The sequence below is a fragment of the Rhodococcus sp. BUPNP1 genome (assembly GCF_002215235.1).
Taxonomy (GTDB): Bacteria; Actinomycetota; Actinomycetes; order Mycobacteriales; family Mycobacteriaceae; genus Rhodococcus.
This window is the reverse complement of the sequence record NZ_NERM01000022.1, coordinates 13,311-35,261: the sequence shown is the minus strand read 5'-3', so window position 1 is coordinate 35,261 and position 21,951 is coordinate 13,311. Positions and strand designations below refer to the sequence as shown.

The 21,951-nt window shown below is 69.7% G+C and carries 19 protein-coding genes; 10 read left to right on the top strand and 9 right to left on the bottom strand.

Annotated features, from left to right (window positions below; translation table 11 throughout):
* The first annotated feature begins 24 nt into the window (after window positions 1-24).
* From ispD to B9C99_RS19695, 5 genes are read left to right on the top strand one after another with little or no spacing between them, the layout of a single operon-like run.
* Window positions 25-732 (top strand): 2-C-methyl-D-erythritol 4-phosphate cytidylyltransferase, encoded by a 708-nt coding sequence (gene ispD, locus B9C99_RS19715; RefSeq protein ID WP_088899041.1) that lies wholly within the window; start codon window positions 25-27, stop codon window positions 730-732.
* A gap of 5 nt (window positions 733-737) precedes the next feature.
* Window positions 738-1,214: a 2-C-methyl-D-erythritol 2,4-cyclodiphosphate synthase gene (gene ispF / locus B9C99_RS19710; RefSeq protein WP_026061385.1), complete on the top strand. Its 477-nt coding sequence runs from the start codon at window positions 738-740 to the stop codon at window positions 1,212-1,214.
* A gap of 11 nt (window positions 1,215-1,225) precedes the next feature.
* A complete protein-coding gene (gene cysS, locus B9C99_RS19705; protein ID WP_088899040.1) occupies window positions 1,226-2,620 on the top strand; it encodes a cysteine--tRNA ligase in 1,395 nt (464 codons plus the stop codon).
* The gene (rlmB, locus tag B9C99_RS19700; RefSeq protein ID WP_088899039.1) at window positions 2,620-3,588 is read left to right on the top strand and encodes a 23S rRNA (guanosine(2251)-2'-O)-methyltransferase RlmB; all 969 of its coding nucleotides are present in this window, start codon (window positions 2,620-2,622) and stop codon (window positions 3,586-3,588) included. Before cysS ends, rlmB begins: the two co-directional genes overlap by 1 nt.
* Before the next feature lie 44 nt (window positions 3,589-3,632).
* Window positions 3,633-4,676 carry an alpha/beta hydrolase gene (locus B9C99_RS19695; RefSeq protein WP_088899038.1) on the top strand — a complete coding sequence of 348 codons (1,044 nt, stop codon included), beginning with the start codon at window positions 3,633-3,635 and terminating at the stop codon, window positions 4,674-4,676.
* Window positions 4,677-4,693: 17 nt separating this feature from the next.
* Here the strand turns inward: B9C99_RS19695 and B9C99_RS19690 are convergent, their stop codons facing one another.
* Window positions 4,694-5,566 carry a biotin-dependent carboxyltransferase family protein gene (locus B9C99_RS19690; RefSeq protein WP_064061071.1) on the bottom strand — a complete coding sequence of 291 codons (873 nt, stop codon included), beginning with the start codon at window positions 5,564-5,566 and terminating at the stop codon, window positions 4,694-4,696.
* Window positions 5,567-5,652: 86 nt separating this feature from the next.
* Here B9C99_RS19690 and mgtE point away from each other — a divergent pair, with 86 nt between their 5' ends.
* Complete coding sequence (gene mgtE, locus B9C99_RS19685; protein WP_024102862.1) at window positions 5,653-7,005, top strand: magnesium transporter; 1,353 nt, start codon at window positions 5,653-5,655, stop codon at window positions 7,003-7,005.
* Between the two features lie 30 nt (window positions 7,006-7,035).
* Here mgtE and B9C99_RS19680 read toward each other — a convergent pair whose 3' ends face one another.
* From B9C99_RS19680 to B9C99_RS19655, 6 genes are all read right to left on the bottom strand, one after another.
* Window positions 7,036-7,644 carry an allophanate hydrolase subunit 1 gene (locus B9C99_RS19680; RefSeq protein ID WP_064061070.1) on the bottom strand — a complete coding sequence of 203 codons (609 nt, stop codon included), beginning with the start codon at window positions 7,642-7,644 and terminating at the stop codon, window positions 7,036-7,038.
* Window positions 7,645-7,669: 25 nt separating this feature from the next.
* Window positions 7,670-8,428 carry a LamB/YcsF family protein gene (locus B9C99_RS19675; RefSeq protein WP_088899037.1) on the bottom strand — a complete coding sequence of 253 codons (759 nt, stop codon included), beginning with the start codon at window positions 8,426-8,428 and terminating at the stop codon, window positions 7,670-7,672.
* A gap of 19 nt (window positions 8,429-8,447) precedes the next feature.
* Complete coding sequence (locus tag B9C99_RS19670; protein WP_253250142.1) at window positions 8,448-9,809, bottom strand: GMC oxidoreductase; 1,362 nt, start codon at window positions 9,807-9,809, stop codon at window positions 8,448-8,450.
* 95 nt (window positions 9,810-9,904) lie between these two features.
* Window positions 9,905-10,789, bottom strand: coding sequence for a metal ABC transporter permease (locus tag B9C99_RS19665; RefSeq protein WP_088899036.1), 885 nt, complete (start codon window positions 10,787-10,789; stop codon window positions 9,905-9,907).
* Window positions 10,786-11,649 carry a metal ABC transporter ATP-binding protein gene (locus tag B9C99_RS19660; RefSeq protein ID WP_088899035.1) on the bottom strand — a complete coding sequence of 288 codons (864 nt, stop codon included), beginning with the start codon at window positions 11,647-11,649 and terminating at the stop codon, window positions 10,786-10,788. The genes B9C99_RS19665 and B9C99_RS19660 overlap by 4 nt, the downstream gene beginning before the upstream one ends.
* Before the next feature lie 26 nt (window positions 11,650-11,675).
* Window positions 11,676-12,746 (bottom strand): zinc ABC transporter substrate-binding protein, encoded by a 1,071-nt coding sequence (locus B9C99_RS19655; protein WP_016693329.1) that lies wholly within the window; start codon window positions 12,744-12,746, stop codon window positions 11,676-11,678.
* Between the two features lie 169 nt (window positions 12,747-12,915).
* On the opposite strand from B9C99_RS19655, the gene B9C99_RS19650 reads away from it, so the two are divergent.
* Window positions 12,916-14,022 (top strand): LacI family DNA-binding transcriptional regulator, encoded by a 1,107-nt coding sequence (locus B9C99_RS19650; protein ID WP_026061382.1) that lies wholly within the window; start codon window positions 12,916-12,918, stop codon window positions 14,020-14,022.
* A gap of 53 nt (window positions 14,023-14,075) precedes the next feature.
* On the opposite strand, the gene otsB is transcribed toward B9C99_RS19650, so the two are convergent.
* Window positions 14,076-16,652 carry a trehalose-phosphatase gene (otsB, locus tag B9C99_RS19645; protein WP_026061381.1) on the bottom strand — a complete coding sequence of 859 codons (2,577 nt, stop codon included), beginning with the start codon at window positions 16,650-16,652 and terminating at the stop codon, window positions 14,076-14,078.
* A 138-nt stretch (window positions 16,653-16,790) separates the two neighbouring features.
* Window positions 16,791-17,450: a cholesterol catabolism transcriptional regulator KstR gene (kstR, locus tag B9C99_RS19640; RefSeq protein ID WP_016693326.1), complete on the bottom strand. Its 660-nt coding sequence runs from the start codon at window positions 17,448-17,450 to the stop codon at window positions 16,791-16,793.
* An 89-nt stretch (window positions 17,451-17,539) separates the two neighbouring features.
* On the opposite strand from kstR, the gene B9C99_RS19635 reads away from it, so the two are divergent.
* The 3 genes from B9C99_RS19635 to B9C99_RS19625 all read left to right on the top strand — a co-directional run bounded on the left by B9C99_RS19635 (window position 17,540) and on the right by B9C99_RS19625 (window position 21,928).
* The gene (locus B9C99_RS19635) at window positions 17,540-19,681 is read left to right on the top strand and encodes an acyl-CoA dehydrogenase (RefSeq protein ID WP_016693325.1); all 2,142 of its coding nucleotides are present in this window, start codon (window positions 17,540-17,542) and stop codon (window positions 19,679-19,681) included.
* A 67-nt stretch (window positions 19,682-19,748) separates the two neighbouring features.
* On the top strand, window positions 19,749-20,792 hold the full coding sequence (locus B9C99_RS19630; RefSeq protein WP_016693324.1) for an acyl-CoA dehydrogenase family protein: 1,044 nt from the start codon (window positions 19,749-19,751) through the stop codon (window positions 20,790-20,792).
* On the top strand, window positions 20,777-21,928 hold the full coding sequence (locus tag B9C99_RS19625; protein ID WP_088899034.1) for an acyl-CoA dehydrogenase family protein: 1,152 nt from the start codon (window positions 20,777-20,779) through the stop codon (window positions 21,926-21,928). Before B9C99_RS19630 ends, B9C99_RS19625 begins: the two co-directional genes overlap by 16 nt.
* Window positions 21,929-21,951 lie beyond the last annotated feature (23 nt).

The window sequence follows — 21,951 nt, the reverse complement described above, 5'->3', positions numbered from 1 at the left end:
GCGCGAGACATCGGCAAACTGCACATGAGCGATCGCAACGGGCCGGTCGTCGGAATCCTTCCGGCGGCCGGCCGCGGTGTTCGCCTGGGAGAACCACTGCCCAAGGCGTTCGTGGAACTGGACGGCCGCACGATGCTCGACCGCTCGGTCGAGGCGATGCTCGCTTCAGCGGTCATCGATCGAGTGGTGATCGTCGCGCCGCCCGAACTGGCTGCGACGCCCGCGGACCGGCTCGTCGGCGAGTCGTTCGCCGACCGGGTCACCGTCGTCGCGGGTGGCGCCGAACGCGCCGACTCGGTGCGCGCCGGTCTTGCGGCGGCATCGGGCGCGCGGTTCGTGCTCGTCCACGACGCCGCGCGTGCGCTCACCCCGGCCGAGCTGTTCGTCCGGGTCGTCGACGCGTTGCGGGCCGGCAGCGACGCGGTGATCCCCGTCCTGCCCGTCGTCGACACCATCAAGAGTGTCGACAAGGACGGAGTCGTCACCGGGACTCCCGACCGGTCGACCCTCCGCGCGGTGCAGACCCCGCAGGGATTCGACGTCGAATTGCTCGAGCGAGCCAACCGGGACGCGGCCGACGCGACCGACGACGCGGGACTCGTCGAGCGGTTGGGGGAGCGGATCACCACCGTCGCGGGCGACCCGCTCGCTTTCAAGATCACCACCCCGCTGGACCTGGTGCTGGCACGGACCGTGCTCGCGTCCGGCGTCCGCACCGAGAAGGAGATGTGAGCATCGTGCGTGTCGGCATCGGAACCGACGTACATCCCGTGGAGGCCGGACGGCCGTGCTGGATGGCCGGTCTGCTGTTCGAGGACGCCGACGGGTGCGCGGGTCACTCGGACGGGGACGTCGCTGCGCACGCGCTGTGCGATGCGGTGCTCTCGGCCGCCGGTCTCGGTGATCTCGGATCGGTCTTCGGCACGGGACGCCCCGAGATGGCCGGCGCCTCCGGTGTCGCCATGCTCGGCGAGGTACGTCGCCTGCTCGCCGACGCCGGCTGGGTGGTGGGTAACGCCGCCGTGCAGGTGATCGGGAACCGCCCGAAGATCGGGCCGCGGCGCGAGGAGGCACAGGCGGTGCTGTCCGAGGCGCTCGGCGGTCCGGTCTCCGTGTCGGCGACCACCACGGACGGTCTCGGGCTCACCGGTCGGGGAGAAGGTGTGGCCGCGGTTGCGACCGCACTGGTCCTGGCGCAGCAGGACGAGCGGTAGGATCGACGGTCGTGACCTTGCGCTTATACGACACCGAATCGCGGGCCGTGCGGGATTTCGAACCGCTGGTCCCCGGCCAGGCCTCGGTGTACCTGTGTGGGGCCACCGTCCAAGGCGAACCCCATATCGGGCACGTACGCAGCGGCGTTGCGTTCGACGTGCTCCGTCGGTGGCTCTCTACCAAGGGTCTCGATGTCTTGTTTGTGAGAAATGTCACAGACATCGAGGACAAGATCCTCCGCAAGGCCGCAGAGGCAGGCCGTCCGTGGTGGGAGTGGGCCGCGACCTACGAACGGGCCTTCAACCGCGCCTACGACGCGCTCGGTGTGCTTCCCCCCTCGGTGGAACCCCGCGCGACCGGCCACATCACGCAGATGGTCGAACTCATCCAGCGCCTCATCGACGCCGGGCACGCCTACGCGGCCGACGGCGACGTCTACTTCGACGTGTTGAGCTACCCGGAATACGGCGCCCTCTCCGGACACCGCATCGAGGACGTCCACCAGGGCGAGAGCGCCGGACTCGGCAAGCGCGACCCCCGCGACTTCACGCTGTGGAAGGCCGAGAAGCCCGGCGAGCCGTCGTGGCCGACCCCGTGGGGACGCGGTCGCCCCGGCTGGCATCTCGAGTGCTCCGCGATGGCGGGCTTCTATCTGGGGGGCACCTTCGACATCCACTGCGGAGGCATGGACCTCGTCTTCCCGCACCACGAGAACGAGATGGCCCAGTCCCGCGCCGCCGGCGACGGCTTCGCCCGCTACTGGCTGCACAACGGCTGGGTGACGATGGGCGGCGAGAAGATGTCGAAGTCGCTCGGCAACGTGCTGTCGATCCCCAACGTGCTCGCCCGCGTCCGTCCGCAGGAACTGCGCTACTACCTCGGCAGCGCCCACTATCGTTCGATGCTCGAATACTCCGACGACGCGCTCGCCGAAGCGGCCGCTGCGTACCGGGGACTCGAGTCGTTCGTGCTCAAGACCCGCGACCGCGCGGGCGAGGTGCCCGTGGGCGAGTGGACCGAAGGCTTCGCCGAAGCACTCGACGACGATCTCGGTGTCCCCAAGGCGCTCGCGGAGATCCACCGCAAGCGCAGCGAGGGCAACAAGGCGCTCGACAACGGTGATCTCGACACGGCCGTGCAGATCGCCGCGCAGGTCCGGAGCATGCTCGGCATCCTCGGTGTCGACCCGCTCGACGAGCACTGGTGCTCCACCGACGATTCCGGATCGGCCGCACTCGCGGCACTCGACGTGCTGGTCGGCGCGGATCTCGAACGCCGCACGACCGCCCGGGCCGAGAAGAACTGGGCGGTGGCCGACGAGGTGCGGGACCGCCTCGCAGCCGCGGGGGTCGAAGTGACCGATACGCCCAACGGACCCGAGTGGTCTCTGAAAGCAGGACAGTGATGGCAGGCAATTCCCAGCGTCGCGGCGCTATTCGTAAGGGCGGCACGAAGAAGGGTCAGGTCGTCGGGTCCGGCGGACAGCGGCGACGCGGCCTCGAAGCGCGTGGCGCCACCCCCAAGGCCGAGGACCGGCCCTACCACCCCGCCGCACGGCGTGCCCGGGCCGCGGCCAAGGCCGCCGACACGCGCGGCGGCGGTCGTCGCCCCGCCGCCGGTCGCAAGGCCGAAGACGGGCCGGAGATGGTGCTCGGCCGCAACCCGGTCGTCGAGTGCCTACGTGCCGGTGTGCCCGCGACCGCTCTGTACGTCGCCCTCGGCGCCGAGGCCGACGAGCGGCTCAAGGAAGCCGTGCAGCGCTCGGCCGAGATGGGCATCTCGATCCTCGAGGTCTCGCGTTCCGAACTCGACCGTCTGTCGTCGAACGGGATGCACCAGGGCATCGGCCTGCAGGTGCCGCCGTACCGCTACGCGCACCCCGACGACCTGCTGGCCCGCGCCGCGGAGAACCACGAGCGTCCGCTGCTCGTGGCCCTCGACAACATCTCCGATCCGCGCAATCTCGGCGCGGTGATCCGTTCGGTCGCGGCCTTCGGCGGCCACGGTGTGGTCATCCCGCAGCGCCGTTCGGCGTCGGTGACGGCCGTGGCATGGCGCACGAGCGCCGGTGCCGCAGCGCGACTGCCCGTCGCGCGTGCCACCAACCTCACGCGCACGCTCAAGGACTGGCAGTCCCGCGGTGTCCGCGTCGTCGGTCTCGATGCCGGTGGCGACACCAACCTCGACGATTTCGACGGCACCGATCCCGTCGTCGTGGTCGTGGGGTCGGAGGGCAAGGGACTCTCGCGCCTGGTGCGGGAGACCTGCGACGCCGTTCTCTCCATCCCGATGGCCGGAGACGTCGAGTCGCTCAACGCCTCCGTCGCGGCGGGCGTGGTGCTCGCGGACATCGCGCGGCAGCGTCGGGTCTGATCGAGTCTGCCCGAGCTGCGGTCGCGAGGGCCTAGTCTGTCCTCGTGGTCGCATCCCTGCCGTTCCGTACGAAGGTGTTCGCCTTCCTCGAACGCTTCGCCGACAAGTCCATTGCCGACGCGTCCGTCGACGAGATCCCGGCACGTCGTGCTGCGCGCACGAAGCTCCTGTCGTCCCCGGTCGGACGGCTGATCTCGGGCCGGACGCATCCCGGCGTGCGGATCGAGGACCGATGGGTCGATCTCGAGCACGAGGTGATCGACGATCTCGCCCCCGAGGACTCCCCGGTCCGGACCCGTCTGCGGATCTATCGGCCCTCGGCGCGAACGAGCGGTCCGCTGCCGGTCGTGCTGCTGTTCCACGGCGGCGGGTGGGTGCTCGGCAATCCGGAGCAGAACGAGTGGTGGGCGAGCCACACCGCCGCGCGGACCCCGAGCGTCGTGGTGTCGGTGGACTACCGGCTCGCCCCCGAACATCCCTATCCCGCAGCGGTGCTGGACTGCTGGGCGGCGTTCCGGTGGGTCGTCGCACACGCTGCGGAACTCGACGGTGATCCGTCCCGCGTCGTGGTCGCCGGTGACAGTGCCGGAGGCAACCTCGCCGCGGTCGTCGCCGACGTGGCCGGCCGCTCGGGTGGTCCGCTGCCGGCCGGTCAGGTGCTGATCTATCCGGCGACGGAGATGGAGGAGGAGTTCCCGTCGGAGCGGCAGTTCGCGAACGCTCCCGTGCTCACCTCCCGCGGTATGCGGGCGTTCGTGCGCCTGTATCTGGCCGGAGCCGATCCGTATGCGCCGACCGCGGCTCCCCTGCGCGGCACGCTCGCCGGTGCCGCCGTACCGGCCCTCGTCCAGATCGCCGGGCACGACCCGTTGCGCGACAACGCCGTTCGATACGCCGCAGCATTGCGGGCCAAGGGCGGCGACGTCGCGGAGACCGATTATCCCGACACCGTGCACGGCTATCTCAGCCTGCCCGGCATCTCTCCGCCCGCGACACACGCACTCGACGAGGCGATCACCTTCGTACGTCGGGTGACGGCTACCGACCCGACCGACGAGGACGACACCTCCGTGCCGTCACGCGCCTGACGGTCACCCAGCAGCGATCACCGTACCGGCACGAACCGCACCCGCTGTCCGGGACGCAGTTGCGCCGCGACCGGCAGATCGGCGGCGACCGCCACCGCGGCCACCGGATAGCCGCCCGTGACGGGATGGTCGACGAGGAACAGCACCGGATGCCCGTCCGGCGGTATCTGCAGCGAGCCGGGAACCATGCCCTCGCTGGGCATCTCCTCGTGCCGTGCCCGGTGCAGTCGGCCGGGACCGTGGAACCTGATACCCACCCGGTCGAGTTCCGGTGTCACCGTCCACGTCTCGTGGAACAGCGCCCGCAGTGATCCGGGCGTGAACCAGTCGTCGCGCGGGCCGGACCGTACCCGGATCTCTACGGGGTCGTCCATCGGCGGTGGTGGTGGGAACTGCTCCTCGTCGGGCAGGTGACCCGACATCGCCCCGACGAGCAGACTGTCGCCGGCGCGAACGGGTGCCGGTCCGGTGTGCGACAGGATGTCGGTGGATCTACTGCCGAGTACCTCCCGCACGTCGATGCCGCCGCGTACCGCGAGGTAAATCCGCAGGCCTTCGTTCGGGACGCCGATCCGCAGCACGTCGTCGTTGCGGAGGGTGATGCGCGCCCAGTCGCCGACCGGCCGGTCGCACACGGTCACGTCGGCGCGGGCACCGGTCACGGCCACGATCGTCTCGCCGACGCTGCGGACGGCGAGACCACCGCCGGTCACCTCGAGTGTCGCCGCGTCCGGCTGGTTCCCCACGAGCCGGTTCGCGGCGTCGTGTGCGCGCCGGTCGGCGGCACCGGACCGGGTGAGGCCCGAGGAACCGTAACCGGGACGTCCGCGATCCTGGACCGTCGTGAGCATTCCGCCGGAGAGCACCTCGAACCACGCCACGATGTTCATTCTCACTCACCGGCTTCGATCGCACGTCCGCACTCCGGCCGAACGATCGCGTTAGGTTGAAGATCATGAGGAAGGAGGTGACGATCATGGATGAAGCAGACGTCCGGGCGGCGACGACGCGACTGATCGAGAAGGCCGTCGAGGCCGACGACCTTCAGGCCGCGCACGACGCTGTCGCGGAACTGAGCGTTGAACAGGTCGTCGACGTGCTCGAACGGCTCGGTCGGACGGATCGAGCAGTGCTCTACCGGTTGCTGCCCAAGGACCGGGCGATCGACGTCTTCGAACAGCTCGACCCGAGCATGCAGAGCGAACTGCTCCGCGGGTTGCGCGACGATCAGGTGGCCGCAATCTTCGCCGACCTCGAACCCGACGACCGGGTGGAACTGCTCGACGAACTGCCCGCGACGGTCGCGTCGACCCTCATGCGCGGCCTGCCGCCCGCCGACCGCGAGGTGACCGCCACGATCCTCGGCTATCCGCAGCGGTCGATCGGCCGGCGGATGAGCCCGGCCTTCGTGTCGCTGCGGCAGGACATGACCGTCGAGCAGGCGATGGACGCCGTGCGTCGTCGGCTCGACGACGCGGAGACGGTGTACACGCTGCCGGTGGTGGACGACGGTCGTGTGCTCGTCGGGGTGGTCGGTCTGCGCGAGCTGATGACTGCGGCGCCGGGAACGGTGCTCGCCGACATCATGAACGAGCCCTACTGGGCGCGCGTGACCGACGACGCCGAGGAGTCCGCGCGCCGCTGCGCCGAACTCAAACTGCTGGCGTTGATCGTCGTCGACAGCGAGACCAGGTTGGTGGGCATCCTGACCGTCGACGACGCCCTGCGGATCCTCGAAGCCGCCGACAGCGAGGACCAGGCGCGCATCGGCGGTACCGAGCCGCTGCGCCGGCCCTATCTCGCGACACCCGTCGGGCAGTTGGTGCGCTCGCGGGTGGTGTGGTTACTCTTCCTGGCACTCGGCGCGACCCTCACGGTCCAGGTCCTCGAGGTATTCGAGTCGACCCTCGATCAGGTGGTCACCCTGGCGCTGTTCGTGCCGCTGATCATCGGCACCGGGGGCAACACCGGAAACCAGGCCGCCACCACGGTCACCCGCGCATTGGCGCTCGACGACGTGACGCCACGCGACATCGGCGGGGTGATCGCCCGCGAGCTCCGGGTGGGTCTGTCCCTCGGTGTCCTGCTGGGCTCGGTCGCGTTCGTCCTGACGTCCCTGGTCTACGACTCGTCGGTGGGCGCGGTGATCGGGCTGACGCTGGTGAGCATCTGCACCCTCGCCGCCACCGTCGGTGGTGCGATGCCGTTGGTGGCCAAATCGATCCGCGCCGACCCCGCGGTCTTCTCCAATCCGTTCATCACGACCTTCGTCGACGCGACCGGCCTGGTGATCTATTTCCTCGTCGCGAAGGCCGTGCTCGGTATCTGAGCGCAGCGGCGCAGTGGATCCGGGGACGGTTCAGATCGCGACGAAGCGCACCGCACATCCCGGTCGCAGCAGCGCCGCAGGAGTCCGGTCCGGTTGCCACAGCGGGGCATCGGAGGTTCCGATGAGTTGCCATCCTCCGGGCGACTTCCGCGGGTAGACGCCCGAGAACTCACCCGCCAGTCCCACGGCGCCGGACGGGACGGAGGTGCGCGGTGAACTGCGACGCGGCACGTGCAATCGAGAATCCCCGCCGGTGAGATACGCGAAGCCGGGCGCGAACCCGCCGAAGGCGACCGTCCAGAGGCCGCCGGTGTGGGCGGCGATCACGCCGTCCGCGCCGAGGCCGGTCAACTCGCCGACCTCTTCGAGATCGACGCCGTTGTACCGGACTTCGAGCGTCACCTCCTCGATGTCGACGTCGTCCCCGGACACCGGTGGGGTGGTGGTGACCCACTTGTGCACGACCTGCGCGCCGGTCTCCGACGGATCGAAGCACACCAGCAGTGTCCGCGCCGCCGGCACGAGATCGACGACGCCACGCGGCCGCTCGCGGTCGAGTGCCCGGAAGTGGGCGAGAACCTCGTCGAGGGAATCGAATTCGGCGAGCAGGGCGCTGTCTCCGGCACGAAGGATTTTCATCGGTGGACCTCGCGATGTCGGGCGTTCACACGAACGCCCGGATGTCGATCTTCTCGGCGTCGAGCCGGCGGCGCACGGCGACGGCCATCGCCGTGGCGTCGGGGGAGTCGCCGTGGATGCACACCGACTGCGCGTTCACGCGTATGTCGCTGCCGTCGATGGCGGTGACCACCCCCTCGGTGACCATGCGCAGGACCCGCTCGGCGACCTCCTCCGGATCGTGCAGTACCGCACCGGGTTCGCGTCGGGAGACGAGCGTGCCCTCGGGGGTGTAGGCGCGGTCGGCGAACGCCTCGGCGACCACCTTCAGTCCGGCCCGTTCGGCCTCCTCGAGGAAGACGGAGCCGGGCAGTCCGAGGACGGGCAGCGAGGCGTCGTAGGCGCGTACCGCATCCACGACCGCACGGGCCTGTTCGCGGTGATGGACGATCGCGTTGTACAGCGCGCCGTGGGGTTTGACGTAGCTCGCCGACGAACCGGCCGCCCGGGCGAGACCGTCGAGCGCGCCGATCTGGTAGATGATCTCGGCGGTGAGATCCGCCGACGGCACCTCGATGAACCGGCGGCCGAAACCGCCGATGTCGTTGTAGCCGACCTGGGCGCCGATCCGTACCGCGCGCTTCGCGGCGCCGTGGCAGGTGCTCAGCAGGGTCGCCGGGTCGCCGGCGTGGAATCCGCACGCCACGTTGGCGCTGGTGACGATGTCGAGCATGGTCTCGTCGTCGCCGAGACGCCACTGGCCGTAACTCTCGCCGAGGTCGCTGTTGAGGTCGATGCGGGTCACGACCCGAGTCTATGCCCGCTCAGAAGACCGTTCTGGCGTCGCGGACGACGATGTCGTCGAGGGCGCGTTCGACGACGGCGGCGATCGTCATCGACGGGTTGCACGCGGCGGTGTTGCCCGGCATGAGGGCGCCGTCGAGCACGTACAGCCCGCGCTGGCCGAGCACGCGGCCCTCGAGATCGCACACCGTGCCCATGCTCGCGCCGCCGAGTGGATGCCAGGTCGACGGGACGATCGAGTTGGTGTCGGTCAGGATGCTGCGTTCGCCCGCGATGCGGCGCACGGTGGGGTCGATGTGGCCCGTCTGCAGCACCGAGTCCCCTTCGTGCGGCCAGCGCAGGACGGCGTCGTCGCGAGCAGCGTCGTAGACGAAGTGCCCGCGACCCTCACTGACGCCGTAGCCCACCAGTACGGTGCTGCGCATGTCGATCCCGTAGAAGCCGGGGATGGAGGCCTGGATGACGGTGTACGCGGAGCTCGGGTCGTCCCAGTTCTTGCTGCCGTAGACGACGGGACCGCCCTGCACCGCGCCGAACTCCTCCTCGAGGTTCGTCCAGAGGTAGATGCGGTCGGCGTTCGAACCCCAGCCCTGGCCGACGCCGTCGGGCAGGTCGGAGATCAGATCCTTCGCGGCGGCCTTCATCAGCAGCCGGGTGGTGTTCATGGTGCCTGCGGACAGCACCAGCGCGTCGGTGGTGAGGATCTTGTTCTCGACGACGGCACCGGAGGTGTCGATGTGATTCACGTGCACCGTCCACCGGCCGTCCTCGGCACGTTCGATGTCGGTGACCTCGTGCTGCGTCGCGACGGTGACCAGACCGGTGGCCTCGGCCTCCGCGATGTAGGTGACGTCGACGGAGTGCTTGCCGCCGTTGTTGACGCCCATCGCGCCCGAACCGTCGGTGTAGGCCGGGGCCATCTCGCCGCGGAGTTCGGCGAGCGCGTAGTCCCAGTCGATCGGCATCGGGATCTTGTCGATCGGGAAACCGGCCTTCCGCGCACGGTCGGCGAAGATGCGCGAGGTCGCGTAGTTGGGGCTGTCGACGAGTTCGTCGGGCGCCACGGCCAGGCACAGCATCTGCGCGACGCGCGGGTAGTGGACGCGGTCCATGCGCGCCCAGTCGAGTTCGTTCGGGAAGTGGGCGTTGAACACCGCTTCATCGGGTTGCAGCGTCATGCCCTGGTAGACGAGCGACCCGCCGCCGACACCGGCGGCGCACAGGGCCGTCATGTTCTCGCCGACGCACGCCTCGACCAGACCGGTGTAGGGCTCGAAGGCGAGGTGGCGACCGAACACCTCGGGGTTCGACCGGTGCCACAGGAACCGCTTGTCGGGGTTGTCGACGCGAAGGAACGACGCGTGACGTGCTGCACTCTCCACCCCCGATGTCTGTGACGTCCCGTTACTGGAGCAACCTCGGGAAACTGGGCGGACGTCGAGGAGCGCGTCAAGATCACGTCCCGACGGGCCGTGAATCAGGCAGTTGCGGCGACCCGCCCGGAACCACGTCGGTTGCGGGCGGTGCCGATCACGCGGCAGATCATGTAGATGACGAACGCGATCGTCGTGATGAACGCCGAGACCGGCACGCCCGGCGCCAGTGCGAGCAGGATGCCGCCGACCGCCGAGATCTCCGCGAAGACCACAGACAGCACCGTGGCGGCGAGCGGACCGTTGACCACCCGGGCCGCCGCGGCGGCCGGGGTGATGAGCAGTGCCATCACCAGCAGCGCGCCGACGATCTGCACACCGAGTGCGGCGGTGACACCGACGAGCACCGCGAACACGATCGACAATGCGCGCACCGGGACGCCGCGTGCAGCCGCGACCTCCGGGTCGGTGCTGGCGAACAGTAGTGGACGGTAGATCACCAGCAGCGTGAGGATCACAACGGCAGCGCACGCGGCGAGCAGGGCGATGCCGGTACCGCCGGGCGCCACGATCTGACCGGTGAGCAGCGAGAAGGCGGCACCGGTGCGTCCGTCGTAGGCCCACAGCAGCAGGACGGCGAGACCGAGACCGAAGGCCATCACCACGCCGATGACGGAGTCGCGCTCTCGGGCACGTGTCCCCAGGACCCCGAAGAGGATCGCGGCGATCACGGCGCCCGCGACCGCACCGATCCCGACGGAGACCCCGATGATGAGCGCCGCCGCGGCACCGGTGAGCGACAGTTCGGAGGTGCCGTGGACGGAGAACGCCATCTGACGGCTGATGATCAGCGGGCCGATCACGCCGGCGAGCAGGCCGAGGATCGCACCGGCGACGAGCGCCTGCTGCACGAAGTCGTACTGCAGGAGTTCGACGGTGGTCTCCACGTCGAACATCCGCCCGAGGGCGTCGGTGAACTTGCTGCTCATTCGTGGTCCTCGTGATCGTGGTGGACGCCTTCCCCGGGGCGCAGTCCGCCGGCGCTGCCGAGTGCGTCGATGGCGTCGCCGGTGCCGACGACGACCAGGCGGCCGCGCATCTCGAGCACCTCGACGTCGGTGCGGTAGAGCTCGGAGAGCACCTGCGAGGTCATCACCTCGGCGGGGGTCCCGATGCGGAACTGGCCGTCGACGAGGTACAGCACGCGATCGACCAGCGGCAGGATCGGGTTGATCTCGTGGGTGACGAACAGGACGGAGGTGTCGTGGTCACGCCGGCGCCGGTCGATGAGCGCCGACACCAGATGCTGGTTGGCGAGATCGAGGCTGAGCAACGGCTCGTCGCACAGGAGCACGCGCGGATCTCCCACGAGCGCCTGCGCGATGCGCAGCCGCTGCTGCTCGCCACCGGAGAGCGTGCCGATCGGGGCTCCGGCATAGGTCTCCGCGCCGACCTGGGCGATCGCGCCGTCGACCGCGATGCGGCGCCGCCGGCGGGTGCGCAGGCCGGTGCCCCAGCGGTGTCCGTCCATGCCCAGGCCGACGAGATCGCGTCCCCGCAGCGGGACGCCCTCGTCGAGGGACTTCTGCTGCGGCACGTATCCGACGTGCGAGTTCCCGGTCCGGACGGGTTGTCCGGCGATCGTCGCGGTTCCGGAGGTGAGCGGGAGCTGACCGAGCAGCACCTTGAGCAGCGACGTCTTACCGGCGCCGTTCGGTCCGAGCACCGCGAGGAACTCACCGGGCTCGACGACGAGGTCGAGCCCCTCCCAGAGGACGCGATCGCCGAATGCCAGCTGGGCATCGCGGAGTTCGACGGTGGGTGTGCGGTCGGATGGAGGAGGTGTCACCGGAGTCCGTGTTCTCGATCGGATGGTCAGGAGGCGGTCTCGAGCGCGGCGGCGAGGGTCTCGGCGGTCCGGGCCTGCCACTGAATGTAGTCGACGCCGTCGGGCAGGGTTTCGAAAACCTCGACCACGGGGACGCCCGACGACTCTGCTGCCGTGCGCATCTCGCGGCTGATCCGGTCCTCGGTCTGCGGGTTGTAGATCAGGGCGCGAACCTGCTTGTCGACCAACAACTGCCGTGTCGCCGCGATCGCCGCCGGGGACGGATCGGTGCCGTTCTCGATGGCATTGGTGAAGTCCGGGGGAGTGACGTCGTCGAGCGTCGCGGCCGAGACGAGGTAGTGGCCGATCGTCTCGGTCTGGGCGATGGGCGCGCCGCCGTGCGTGTCGGCGAGCTTGTCGACCACATCCGCGACGTAGTGCAGGTTCTCGTGGAAGGCTGCGGCGTTGGCCTCGTAGACGGCAGTGCCGTCGGGATCGAGTTCGGAGAGCTGCTCGGCGACGGCGTGCGCGACGGCGTCGGCGGTCGCGAGGTCGTACCAGACGTGCTCGTTGATGCCGCCGTGGTCGTGACCCTCGTGCGAGTGCCCGTCGCCGGCGACGTCGGCATCGGACGCCTCGTCGCTCTCGTGCGAGTGTTCCTCGGAAACGGTTGTCTCCGAAGTGCTCTCGGTGGCGGCGTCGGTGCCGTCCTCGTCGCCGTGATCGTGGCCGGCGTGCAGATCCGAGTACGCACCGGATTCGAACAGGGCGAAGGCCTCCACGACCGCAGGCTTGTCTCCGGTGGCGCCCAGGATGTCGTCGACGAAGTGGTCGTAGCCACCGCCGTTGTAGACGACGAGCGAGGCGTCGGAGATCGCCGCGGCGTCGAGGGGGCTGGCCTCGTAGGAGTGCGGGTCGGCGTTGGGTTCGGTGATGAGCGAGCGGACCTCGACGCGGTCTCCGGCGACGGCCTGCGCGATCGACCCCCACACGTTCGTGGAGGCGACGACGCTGATCTCGTCGTCGTCGGCGCCGGAGGTGCCGGTGCCGCACGCGGCGAGTGCGGTCGCGCAGGCTACGGCGGCGGCTGCGAGGGCCGTGCGGGAGGACAGTCGCACAGTTCTTCTCCTGAGGATCGGCGGTCTTCGGCGAACGGGGTCCGGAACGACCGAGCGACCGACCCAAACGTTATTGGTAACCGTTACCGTTCCACTTTAGCGGACGACGCCGAGGCCTCCTACCATCCCTGGGTGGTCGTGACCATGGCCACAGGACTACGGTCCTCTCATGTCCAGGTCTCGTCAGCCGCGCCGACAGGCGACCCTGGCGTCGATTGCCGCCGAGTTGAAGATCTCCCGCACCACGGTCTCGAACGCGTACAACCGCCCCGACCAGTTGTCCGCCGAGCTCCGCGAACGTGTCCTCGAAGTCGCCAAACGACGCGGATATGCCGGCCCGGATCCGATGGCGCGGTCGCTGCGCACCCGCAAGGCCGGAGCCGTGGGGGTCCTGCTCACCGAAGCATTGAGCTACTCCTTCCGGGATCCCGCCGCCATGAGCTTCCTGTCGGGACTGTCCGAGGCCTGCGAAGCGGCCGGGCAGGGACTGCTGCTCATCCCCGCCGGACCGGGACGGACCGACGACGAGGCCGCGCAGGTCGTGCACCGCTCGTCCGTCGACGGCTTCGTCGTCTACTCGGTCCCCGCCGAGGACCCCTATCTCGCGGCCGTGCTCGAACGGCACCTCCCGGTCGTCGCATGCGACCAGCCGCGCGGGCTCGAGAACACCCCCGTGGTGGGCATCGACGACCGGCGGGCGATGCGCGATCTTGCCGCCCACCTCATCGAACTCGGCCACCGCCAGATCGGCATGTTGTCGATGCGCCTCGGCCGCGAACGGCACGACGGGGTCGTCGACCTGTCGACCCTCGAATCCGGCGCCTTCCACGTGCAGCGCGAACGCATCCGCGGCGTCCAGGACGCCATGAGCGCTGCAGGTCTGGCCCCCGAATCGCTCACCGTCGTCGAGCGCTACACCCACACCGCGGAGGACGGCCTGTCCGCCGCGGCGCAGATCATGCGCGTCAACCCGCGGATCACCGCGCTCGTGTGCACCACCGACGTGCTCGCACTCGGCGCCCTCGCCTGGGCCAACCAGATGGGCCTCGACGTGCCCGGGCACCTGTCGATCACCGGTTTCGACGGCATCGACGAAGCGATCCGCGAAGGCCTCACGACCGTGCGGCAACCGCAGAAGGACAAGGGGCGGCGCGCAGGCGAACTGCTCCTTGCCGCTCCCTCGCACTCCGGTGTGCCCGCGCTCGAGACCCTGGGGACCCAGCTGTGGTTCGGTGCCACCTCGGGTCGGGTCGAGAGCGAGTGGTACGCCGAATGACCGAGCGGTCCCGGCTGCCGCTGTAGGTCAGCGATCCCCGCTGCAGCGGTAGCTCAGCGCTTCCGGTCGCCCATGGCCTTCGCGCCCGACAGCAGCTGGGCGCAGCGCAGCAGACCGATGTGGCTGTACGCCTGCGGGTGGTTGCCCAGCGCACGCTCCGCGACGGGGTCGTACTCCTCGCTGAGCAGGCCGGTCGGCCCGGCCGCCGCGACCAGCTGTGCGAACAACGCTTCGGCGTCGTTGCGCTGCCCGATCAGCAGGTAGGCCGCGACGAGCCACGCCGCGCACAGGTGGAAGCCGCCTTCGGCGCCCGGCAGGCCGTCGTCGCTGTGATAGCGGTAGACGGTCGCGCCGCTGCGCAACTCCCGTTCGGTGGCCTGCACGGTCGCCCGGAACCGCTCGTCCTGCGGGTCGACGAGTCCGGTGAGGCCGATGAACAGCGTGGCCGCGTCGAGATCGGTGCCGTCGTAGGCCGAGGTGAACGACTGGACCTCGTCGTTCCAGCCCTTCTCGGTGACCTCCTCGGCGATCTCGTCGCGCAGCGCCGCCCAGCCCTCGCCGGCGGTCCGGCCGAACTTCTCGGCGAGCGTCAGCGCCCGGTCGACGGTCAGCCACCCCATGACCTTCGAGTACACGTGGTGACGAGGTGCGTGGCGGATCTCCCAGATGCCGTGGTCGGGCTCGAACCAGCGCCGCTCGACCGCGGTGACCATCGAGCAGACGAGCTCCCAGTCGCGGTCGGTGAGAGCTTGCTCGTGAGCAACGCCGCGTGCCTCGCGGCTGTGCGCGAGATCGGAGATCAGGTCGACGATCGGGCCGAAGACGTCGAGCTGCACCTGCTGGTTCGCCGCGTTGCCGACCCGCACGGGCCGCGAGCCGGCGTAGCCGGGAAGCGAGTCGATCACGGCCTCGGGCGGAAGCGCTCCGCCGGCGAGCGTGTACAGCGGGTGCAGACGCTCGGGACCGGGCACCGTCTCGAGGACGCGGTGGACCCAGTCGAGATAGTTCTCGGCCTCCTCGAGCGAGCCGACCCGCACGAGCGCCTGCGCCGTGAGCGCGGCGTCGCGCAACCAGCAGTAGCGGTAGTCCCAGTTGCGGACACCGCCGATCTCCTCGGGGAGCGATGTGGTCGCCGCGGCGAGGATCGATCCCGTCGGACCGTGGACCAGGCCGCGCAGGGTGAGCGCCGAACGCTTCATGAGATCGGGCTTGAGCGGCGGCAGCTCGAGGCGGGACGCCCACGTGTGCCAGTAGGCCTCGGACTGCGCCCGGCGCTCGACCTCCGGCACCGGATGCTCGTCGAGATCATCGGTACCGCAACGGAGTTCGAGGATGATGTCGTTCTCGGTGGGGTCGACCACGGCATGGGCCGTCTGGTGCACCCCGTCGGTCGTGATGTCCCACCGCACACCGGGGGAGCGCAGGACGTAGGGCTCGTTGAAGCCCATCACGCGGATGCCGTCGTCCTCGACCTCGAGGGTGACCTGGCCCTGCCCGAACTCCGGGCGCGGCGCGAAGGTCACCACCGCGCTCGCGCGTCCGGTGATCACGCGGGTCAGGTCGGTGCGACCGGCCTCGACGTCGTGCGGGAGGTAGTCGATCACCGCGAGCGACGCCCACCGGGTCACCACCGTCATCGTCGAGTCGACGTAGCGCTGGCTGAGCGGCAGTGCCTGACGGGTCGGGCCGACGGTGAAGTGTCCCGCGGCGTCACCGCCGAGAAGATGGGCGAACACCGCCGCCGAATCGGGTTCGGGGTGGCACAGCCAGGTGATCGTGCCGTCGGGGGTGACGAGTGCCTTCGAACGGGGGCTCGCGAGCATCGTCAGGCGTTCGATCGGCGCGACGTGGGCGCCGGACAGCCAGGTGCGGCGTTCCTCGAGCAGGAACGCGAGCGCGGCGATGACCTCTTCGCTGGTGCGGACGCGGTACTCGGCGGCGGTGTCGCCGTCGCCGATCTTCACTCCGATATCCGGGCCCTGCAGGGAGCGGAAGGCCTTCTCGTCGGTCACGTCGTCGCCGAAGAAGACCGCTGCGGTGGAGGCCTCCTGGTGCCGGATGACGTCGAGTGCCTTGCCCTTGTCGGTGGGCACCACGGACAGTTCGATCACGGCCTTGCCCTCGGTGACCTGCACACCGGGACGGAGCGCGAGGTCGTTGCGCACGAGGTCGAGGGCCTGCTCGGCATCGGCGGGGGCGGCGTTGCGCACGTGCAGTGCGGCGCTCGCGGGCTTGGTCTCCACCCGCACACCGGCAAACCGGGATGCCACCGAGTCCAGTCCCTCGACGATCGAGACGAGGAGGTCCCTGGCGTCGGGATCGATCTCGTGGACGAATCCGATATCGAACTCGGAGCCGTGGCTGCCGACGAGTTTGACCTCGACCGGCAACCGCGACAGAGCGGCGAGATCCTTGAGAGCGCGTCCCGAGATGACGGCAGCGGACGTCGACGGCAGGGCGGCGAGGCCCCGCAGCGCCCGCACCGCATCGTCGTGCGGGTAGGCCTTCTCGGGGTCGCTCACGATGGGGGAGATGGTGCCGTCGTAGTCGGTCGCCACGAGCAGACGGGGCGTCCGCGCGACAGCCACCAGAGCACGTCGAAGGTCAATCGGAAGATCGTGGGCACTCACCTCATCCACGTTAGGTCAGAGTGGGGCACGAATCCGACCCGGTGCGCATTCCGACCACGTGTTTCCGGTTACAGAAAGCGGCGGATCGGACGTCGGGCTTCCGGCGCGAGCGCCGTCATGCTTCAGGCGCGAGCGCCGTCATGCTTCCGAGGCGACCGTCTTCGGTACGCGGGACCCGTCGCCGAGCAGCAGATCGACGGTCAGTTCGAGCCGGCGGGCGACATCGGTGGCCGACGAACGTCGCGTGAGCCACGCGACGAGATTCGACAGCCATACGTCGCTGATGACGCGTGCGATGGCGAGTTCTTCCTCGGTGGGTTCGCCGTCGTTCATGGCTCGCGCGAACAAGCGGTCCATGAGGATGCCCACCTGGTCGACCTCGGCGGCGGCGGAGGCGTCGGCGAACATGAACGCCCGCGTCATGGCCTCGGTGAGCAGGGGATCGCGCTGCATGGCCTTGGTGATCAGACTCAGGATGAGGTGCATGCGCTCGAGCGGGCTGTGGCCCGGGGGGATCCGGCCCTTGCCCTCGATGCGGGCGAATTCACGGCCGAGGGCGGAGACCAGCAGGTGGACCTTGGACGGGAAGTACCGGTAGAGGGTGCCGACCGCGACGTCCGCGCGTTCTGCCACCGCCCGCATCTGCACGGCCTCGTAACCACCCTTCGACGCGAGCGCCAGGGTGGCGTCGAGAATCCGCTTGCGCCGTTCCTTCTGGGCATTGGAACTGAGATCGTCCTCGGTGAGGGCGGTCAGAGTTCCGTGTCCGTTGGCACGGGAGCGGGACGGGGTGGCCATAGATTCGTTTCCTCACGCCTTGACTCTGAATCGGTGTCATATTAGAACACGTTCTAGCAATGATGTCATTCGGAAGGGCGGAAACCGCTGTGAGTATCGCCACGACCGAGGAGCAGCGGGCCGTCCAGGCGTCTGTCCAGGCCTGGTCACGTGCCGTAGACCCCATGTCGACGATACGTCGCACAGGCGACGCGACGTGGCGTGACGGCTGGTCCTCCCTCGCAGAACTCGGAATCTTCGGCGTCGCCGTCCCGGAGGAGGCGGGTGGCCTCGGCGCGACCGCTGTGGATCTGGCCGTGATGCTCGAGCAGGCCGCTCACGAACTCGCGCCGGGCCCGGTCCTGACGACCGCCGTGGCGGCCCTCGTGTTCGGCCGTGCCGGTGAGACCGTCGCCAAGACGACGGAGCGGATCGCCGAGGGGGAGGTCCCCACCGCGCTCGCGCTCGATTCGACCGTGACCGCGGAGGCGGCGGGCGACGGCGTCGTGCTGCGCGGTGAGGCCGGACCTGCCGTGGGTGCCGAAGCCGGGATCGCCGTGCTCGTGCGTCTCGAAGGTGATTCGGCCGTGGAGCGCTGGGCGCTCGTCGAACCCGACGCTCCGGGTCTGCACATCGAGCCGCTCGAGACCATCGACGCTTCCCGCGCGGTGGCCCGCGTCCGCCTCGACGGCGCGACGGTCCCGGCCGACCGGATCGCGACCGTCCCGGCCGGCTTCGTGCGCGACCTCACCGCCGGTCTCGCCGCCGCGGAACTGGCCGGTCTCGCCGGTTGGGCGCTGACCACCGCCGTCGAGTACGCGAAGATCCGCGAGCAGTTCGGGAAACCGATCGGTTCGTTCCAGGCCGTCAAGCACATCTGTGCCGAAATGCTCTGCCGCACCGAGAAGATCCGGGCCGTGGCGTGGGACGCCGCGGTCACCGTCGACGCGCAGCCCGACGAACTGCCGATCGCGGCGGCTGCCGCCGCGGCGGTCGCACTCGACGCTGCGGTGCAGACCGCCAAGGACGCGATCCAGGTGCTCGGCGGCATCGGGTTCACGTGGGAACACGACGCGCACTTCTATCTTCGCCGCGCGGTCGCGACCCGCCAGGTGCTCGGCGGTTCCACCACGTGGCGATCGCGGCTGACAACCCTCGTCCGCGACGGCGCGCGCCGTCACCTCGGTATCGACCTGTCCGATCACGAGGAGGAACGCGCACGGATCCGCGCGGAGGTCGAGAAGATCACGGCCGCACCCGAATCCGAGCGCCGTGTCGCCCTCGCCGAGTCGGGTCTGCTCGCGCCGCACTGGCCGCCGCCCTACGGTCGCGGAGCCGGCGCCGCCGAACAGCTCGTCGTCCAGGAGGAGCTCACCGCCGCCGGTATCGAACGTCCCGACCTCGTGATCGGCTGGTGGGCGGTTCCGACGGTCCTCGAACACGGAACACCCGAACAGATCGAGCGTTTCGTCATGCCCACCCTGCGCGGCGACGTGGTGTGGTGCCAGTTGTTCTCCGAACCAGGTGCCGGCTCGGACCTCGCGGCGCTGCGCACGAGTGCCGAGAAGGTCGACGGCGGATGGGTGTTGCGCGGACAGAAGGTGTGGACCTCGCTCGCGCAGCAGGCGGACTGGGCGATCTGCCTGGCCCGCACCGACCGCGACGTCCCCAAGCACAAGGGCATCACCTATTTCCTCGTCGACATGAAGTCGGCGGGCATCACGATCTCGCCGTTGCGCGAGATCACCGGCGACGCGTTGTTCAACGAGGTCTTCCTCGACTCGGTCTTCGTGCCGGACGACTGTGTGGTCGGCAATCTCGGCGACGGCTGGAAGCTGGCCCGCACGACCCTCGCCAACGAGCGCGTCGCCATGGGCGGCAAGTCGTCGCTGGGGCCGCGCATCGAGGAACTGCTCGAACTGTCGACCCCCGGCGATCCCGTCGCCGAGGACCGCATCGCGACGCAGATCGGGGAGGCGACGGTCGGTTCGCTCCTGGATCTGCGGGCGACCCTCGCGCAGCTCGAAGGTCAGGATCCGGGCGCCGCGTCCAGCGTTCGCAAGCTCATCGGTGTGCGGCAGCGGCAGGACACCGCCGAGCTCGCCATGGATCTCGCGGGCGAGGCCGGCTGGGTGGAAGGTCCGCTCACCCGGGAGTTCCTCAACACCCGGTGCCTGACGATCGCCGGGGGAACCGAGCAGATCCTGCTCACCGTGGCGGCCGAGCGGCTCCTGGGCCTGCCGCGCGGCTGAGCGGTCCTTCCGCGGGGCGCCCGGGAGTGCTACAACTAGAACACGTTCTATTCGAAGGTGGGTGACGGTGGACTTCGCACGTGACGAGACACAGGAGGAGATCGCCGGTGTGGCGGCCGGTCTCCTGAAACGCGGCCTCACCGACGACGCGTTGTGGGCCGCGCTGGCCGACGCCGACCTGCTCTCGCTCGCCCTGCCGGAGCGTCTCGGCGGATCGGGCCTCGGACTCGGCGAAGTCGCCACCGTACTCACCGAGATCGGACGCGGAGCCGCGCAGACCCCGGCGCTGGCCACCCTCGGCCTGGGCGTCCTGCCGATCCTTGCGCTCGCCTCCGAACAGCAGCAGGACGACCTGCTCGCCGGTGTCGCCGAAGGAGCCGTGCTCACGGCCGCACTCGGCGAACCGGGGCGCGCCTTCCCGGAGCAACCGGCCGCCACGGCGGTCGCCACCGACGGGGGCCACGCGGTCACCGGTTCGTTCGTCGCCGTGCCCTACGCCGACCGGGCACGCATCGTGCTGCTGCCCACCGACGCGGGCGTGGTCGCGGTGGCTCCCGATGCCGCGGGTGTGACCCTGCGTCCGAGTCCCACCTCGACCGGCTCTCCCGAGTTCTCGGTGCGCGCCGACGGCGCCGTAGGAGTCCTGCTCGCCGGATCCGGAACCGACGCCGTGGCGACGCTCCACCGGATCGCGCTCGCCGCTGTGGCGGCCTTCGCCGACGGACTGCTCTCCGGAGCAACCGAACTCACGGCGAAGCACGTCAGCGAACGACACCAGTTCGGTAAGCCGCTCGCGACCTTCCAGGCCGTCGCACAGCAGATCGCCGACGTGTACGTCACCGCCCGCACCCTGCACGTCGCGGCGCTGTCGTCGGTCTGGCGTCTGGCCGAAGGTCTCGACGCCGCGGACGATCTCGACGTCACCGCCTACTGGATCGCCGCCGAACTGCCGCCGGCCATGCGGGTGCTGCACCACCTGCACGGCGGCGTGGGTGTGGACGAGACCTATCCGCTGCACAAGTACTCGTCGACCGCCAAGGACCTCGCCCGGTTGCTCGGCGGCGCCTCGTACCGACTCGACCTCGTGGGGGCCCGGTGTTCATCGATCTGACCGACGACCAGCGCGCACTGCAGGCCGAACTGCGGCGCTACTTCAGCAGCCTCGTCTCACCCGAGGAGGCCGCGATCATGCGCACGGAGCGGCACGGCCCCACCTACCGCGAGGTCGTGCGTCGCATGGGCAAGGACGGCTGGCTCGGCGTCGGCTGGCCCGTCGAGTTCGGCGGCCGCGGCTTCGGCGACGTGGAGCAGCAGATCTTCGCGAACGAGGCCGTCCGCGCCGACGTCCCGCTGCCGAGCGTCACCCTGCAGACCGTCGGCCCGACCCTGCAGGTCTACGGCACCGACGAGCAGAAGCGGAAGTTCCTGCCCGCCATCCTCGCCGGCGAGGTGCACTTCGCGATCGGCTACTCCGAACCCGAGGCCGGTACCGACCTCGCGGCCCTGCGCACCACCGCGGTCCGGGACGGCGACCACTACATCGTCAACGGGCAGAAGATCTTCACGACCGGTGGGCACGACGCCGACTACATCTGGCTCGCCGTCCGCACCGGCCCCGCCGACTCGCGTCACCGCGGCATCTCCGTCCTCATCGTCGACACCAAGGATCCCGGCTTCAGCTGGACCCCGATCATCACGTGCGACGGCGCCCACCACGTCAACGCCACCTACTACAGCGACGTGCGCGTTCCCGTCGAGATGCTCGTCGGCGAGGAGAACAAGGGCTGGAAGCTCATCACCACCCAGCTCAACCACGAACGCGTCATGCTCGGCCCGGCCGGTCGCGTCGCCGGCATCTACGACCGGCTCGTCGAGTGGGTCCGCGCCCACGAACTCCAGGACCGCCCCGAGGTGCGACGCGCACTCGGCGAGATCCACGCGACCTGGCGGCTCAACGAACTGCTCAACTGGCAGGTCGCGGCGAGCAGCAACGACGCCGTCGACATCGCAGATGCCTCGGCGACCAAGGTGTTCGCCACCGAACGGATCCAGCGCGTCGGTCGCCTCGCCGAGGAGATCGTCGGCGCCTTCGGCGATCCGGCCGCCGACGACACCGCCGATCTGCTCCGCTGGCTCGACATGATGGCCAAACGCAATGTCGTCATCACCTTCGGTGGTGGCGTCAACGAGGTGATGCGCGAACTGATCGCCACCGCCGGTCTGGGCATGCCGCGGGTCCCGCGTTGACACAGGAGAATTCGGTGATACAG

Bases quoted from the DNA above. Each gene is read 5' to 3' on its own strand.
- kstR (WP_016693326.1), bottom strand. From the start codon at position 17,450: ATGGCCACCCCGTCCCGCTCCCGTGCCAACGGACACGGAACTCTGACC.
- mgtE (WP_024102862.1), top strand. From the start codon at position 5,653: ATGGATGAAGCAGACGTCCGGGCGGCGACGACGCGACTGATCGAGAAG.
- B9C99_RS19665 (WP_088899036.1), bottom strand. From the start codon at position 10,789: ATGAGCAGCAAGTTCACCGACGCCCTCGGGCGGATGTTCGACGTGGAG.
- ispD (WP_088899041.1), top strand. From the start codon at position 25: ATGAGCGATCGCAACGGGCCGGTCGTCGGAATCCTTCCGGCGGCCGGC.
- B9C99_RS19680 (WP_064061070.1), bottom strand. From the start codon at position 7,644: ATGAAAATCCTTCGTGCCGGAGACAGCGCCCTGCTCGCCGAATTCGAT.
- B9C99_RS19650 (WP_026061382.1), top strand. From the start codon at position 12,916: ATGTCCAGGTCTCGTCAGCCGCGCCGACAGGCGACCCTGGCGTCGATT.
- B9C99_RS19690 (WP_064061071.1), bottom strand. From the start codon at position 5,566: ATGAACATCGTGGCGTGGTTCGAGGTGCTCTCCGGCGGAATGCTCACG.
- rlmB (WP_088899039.1), top strand. From the start codon at position 2,620: ATGGCAGGCAATTCCCAGCGTCGCGGCGCTATTCGTAAGGGCGGCACG.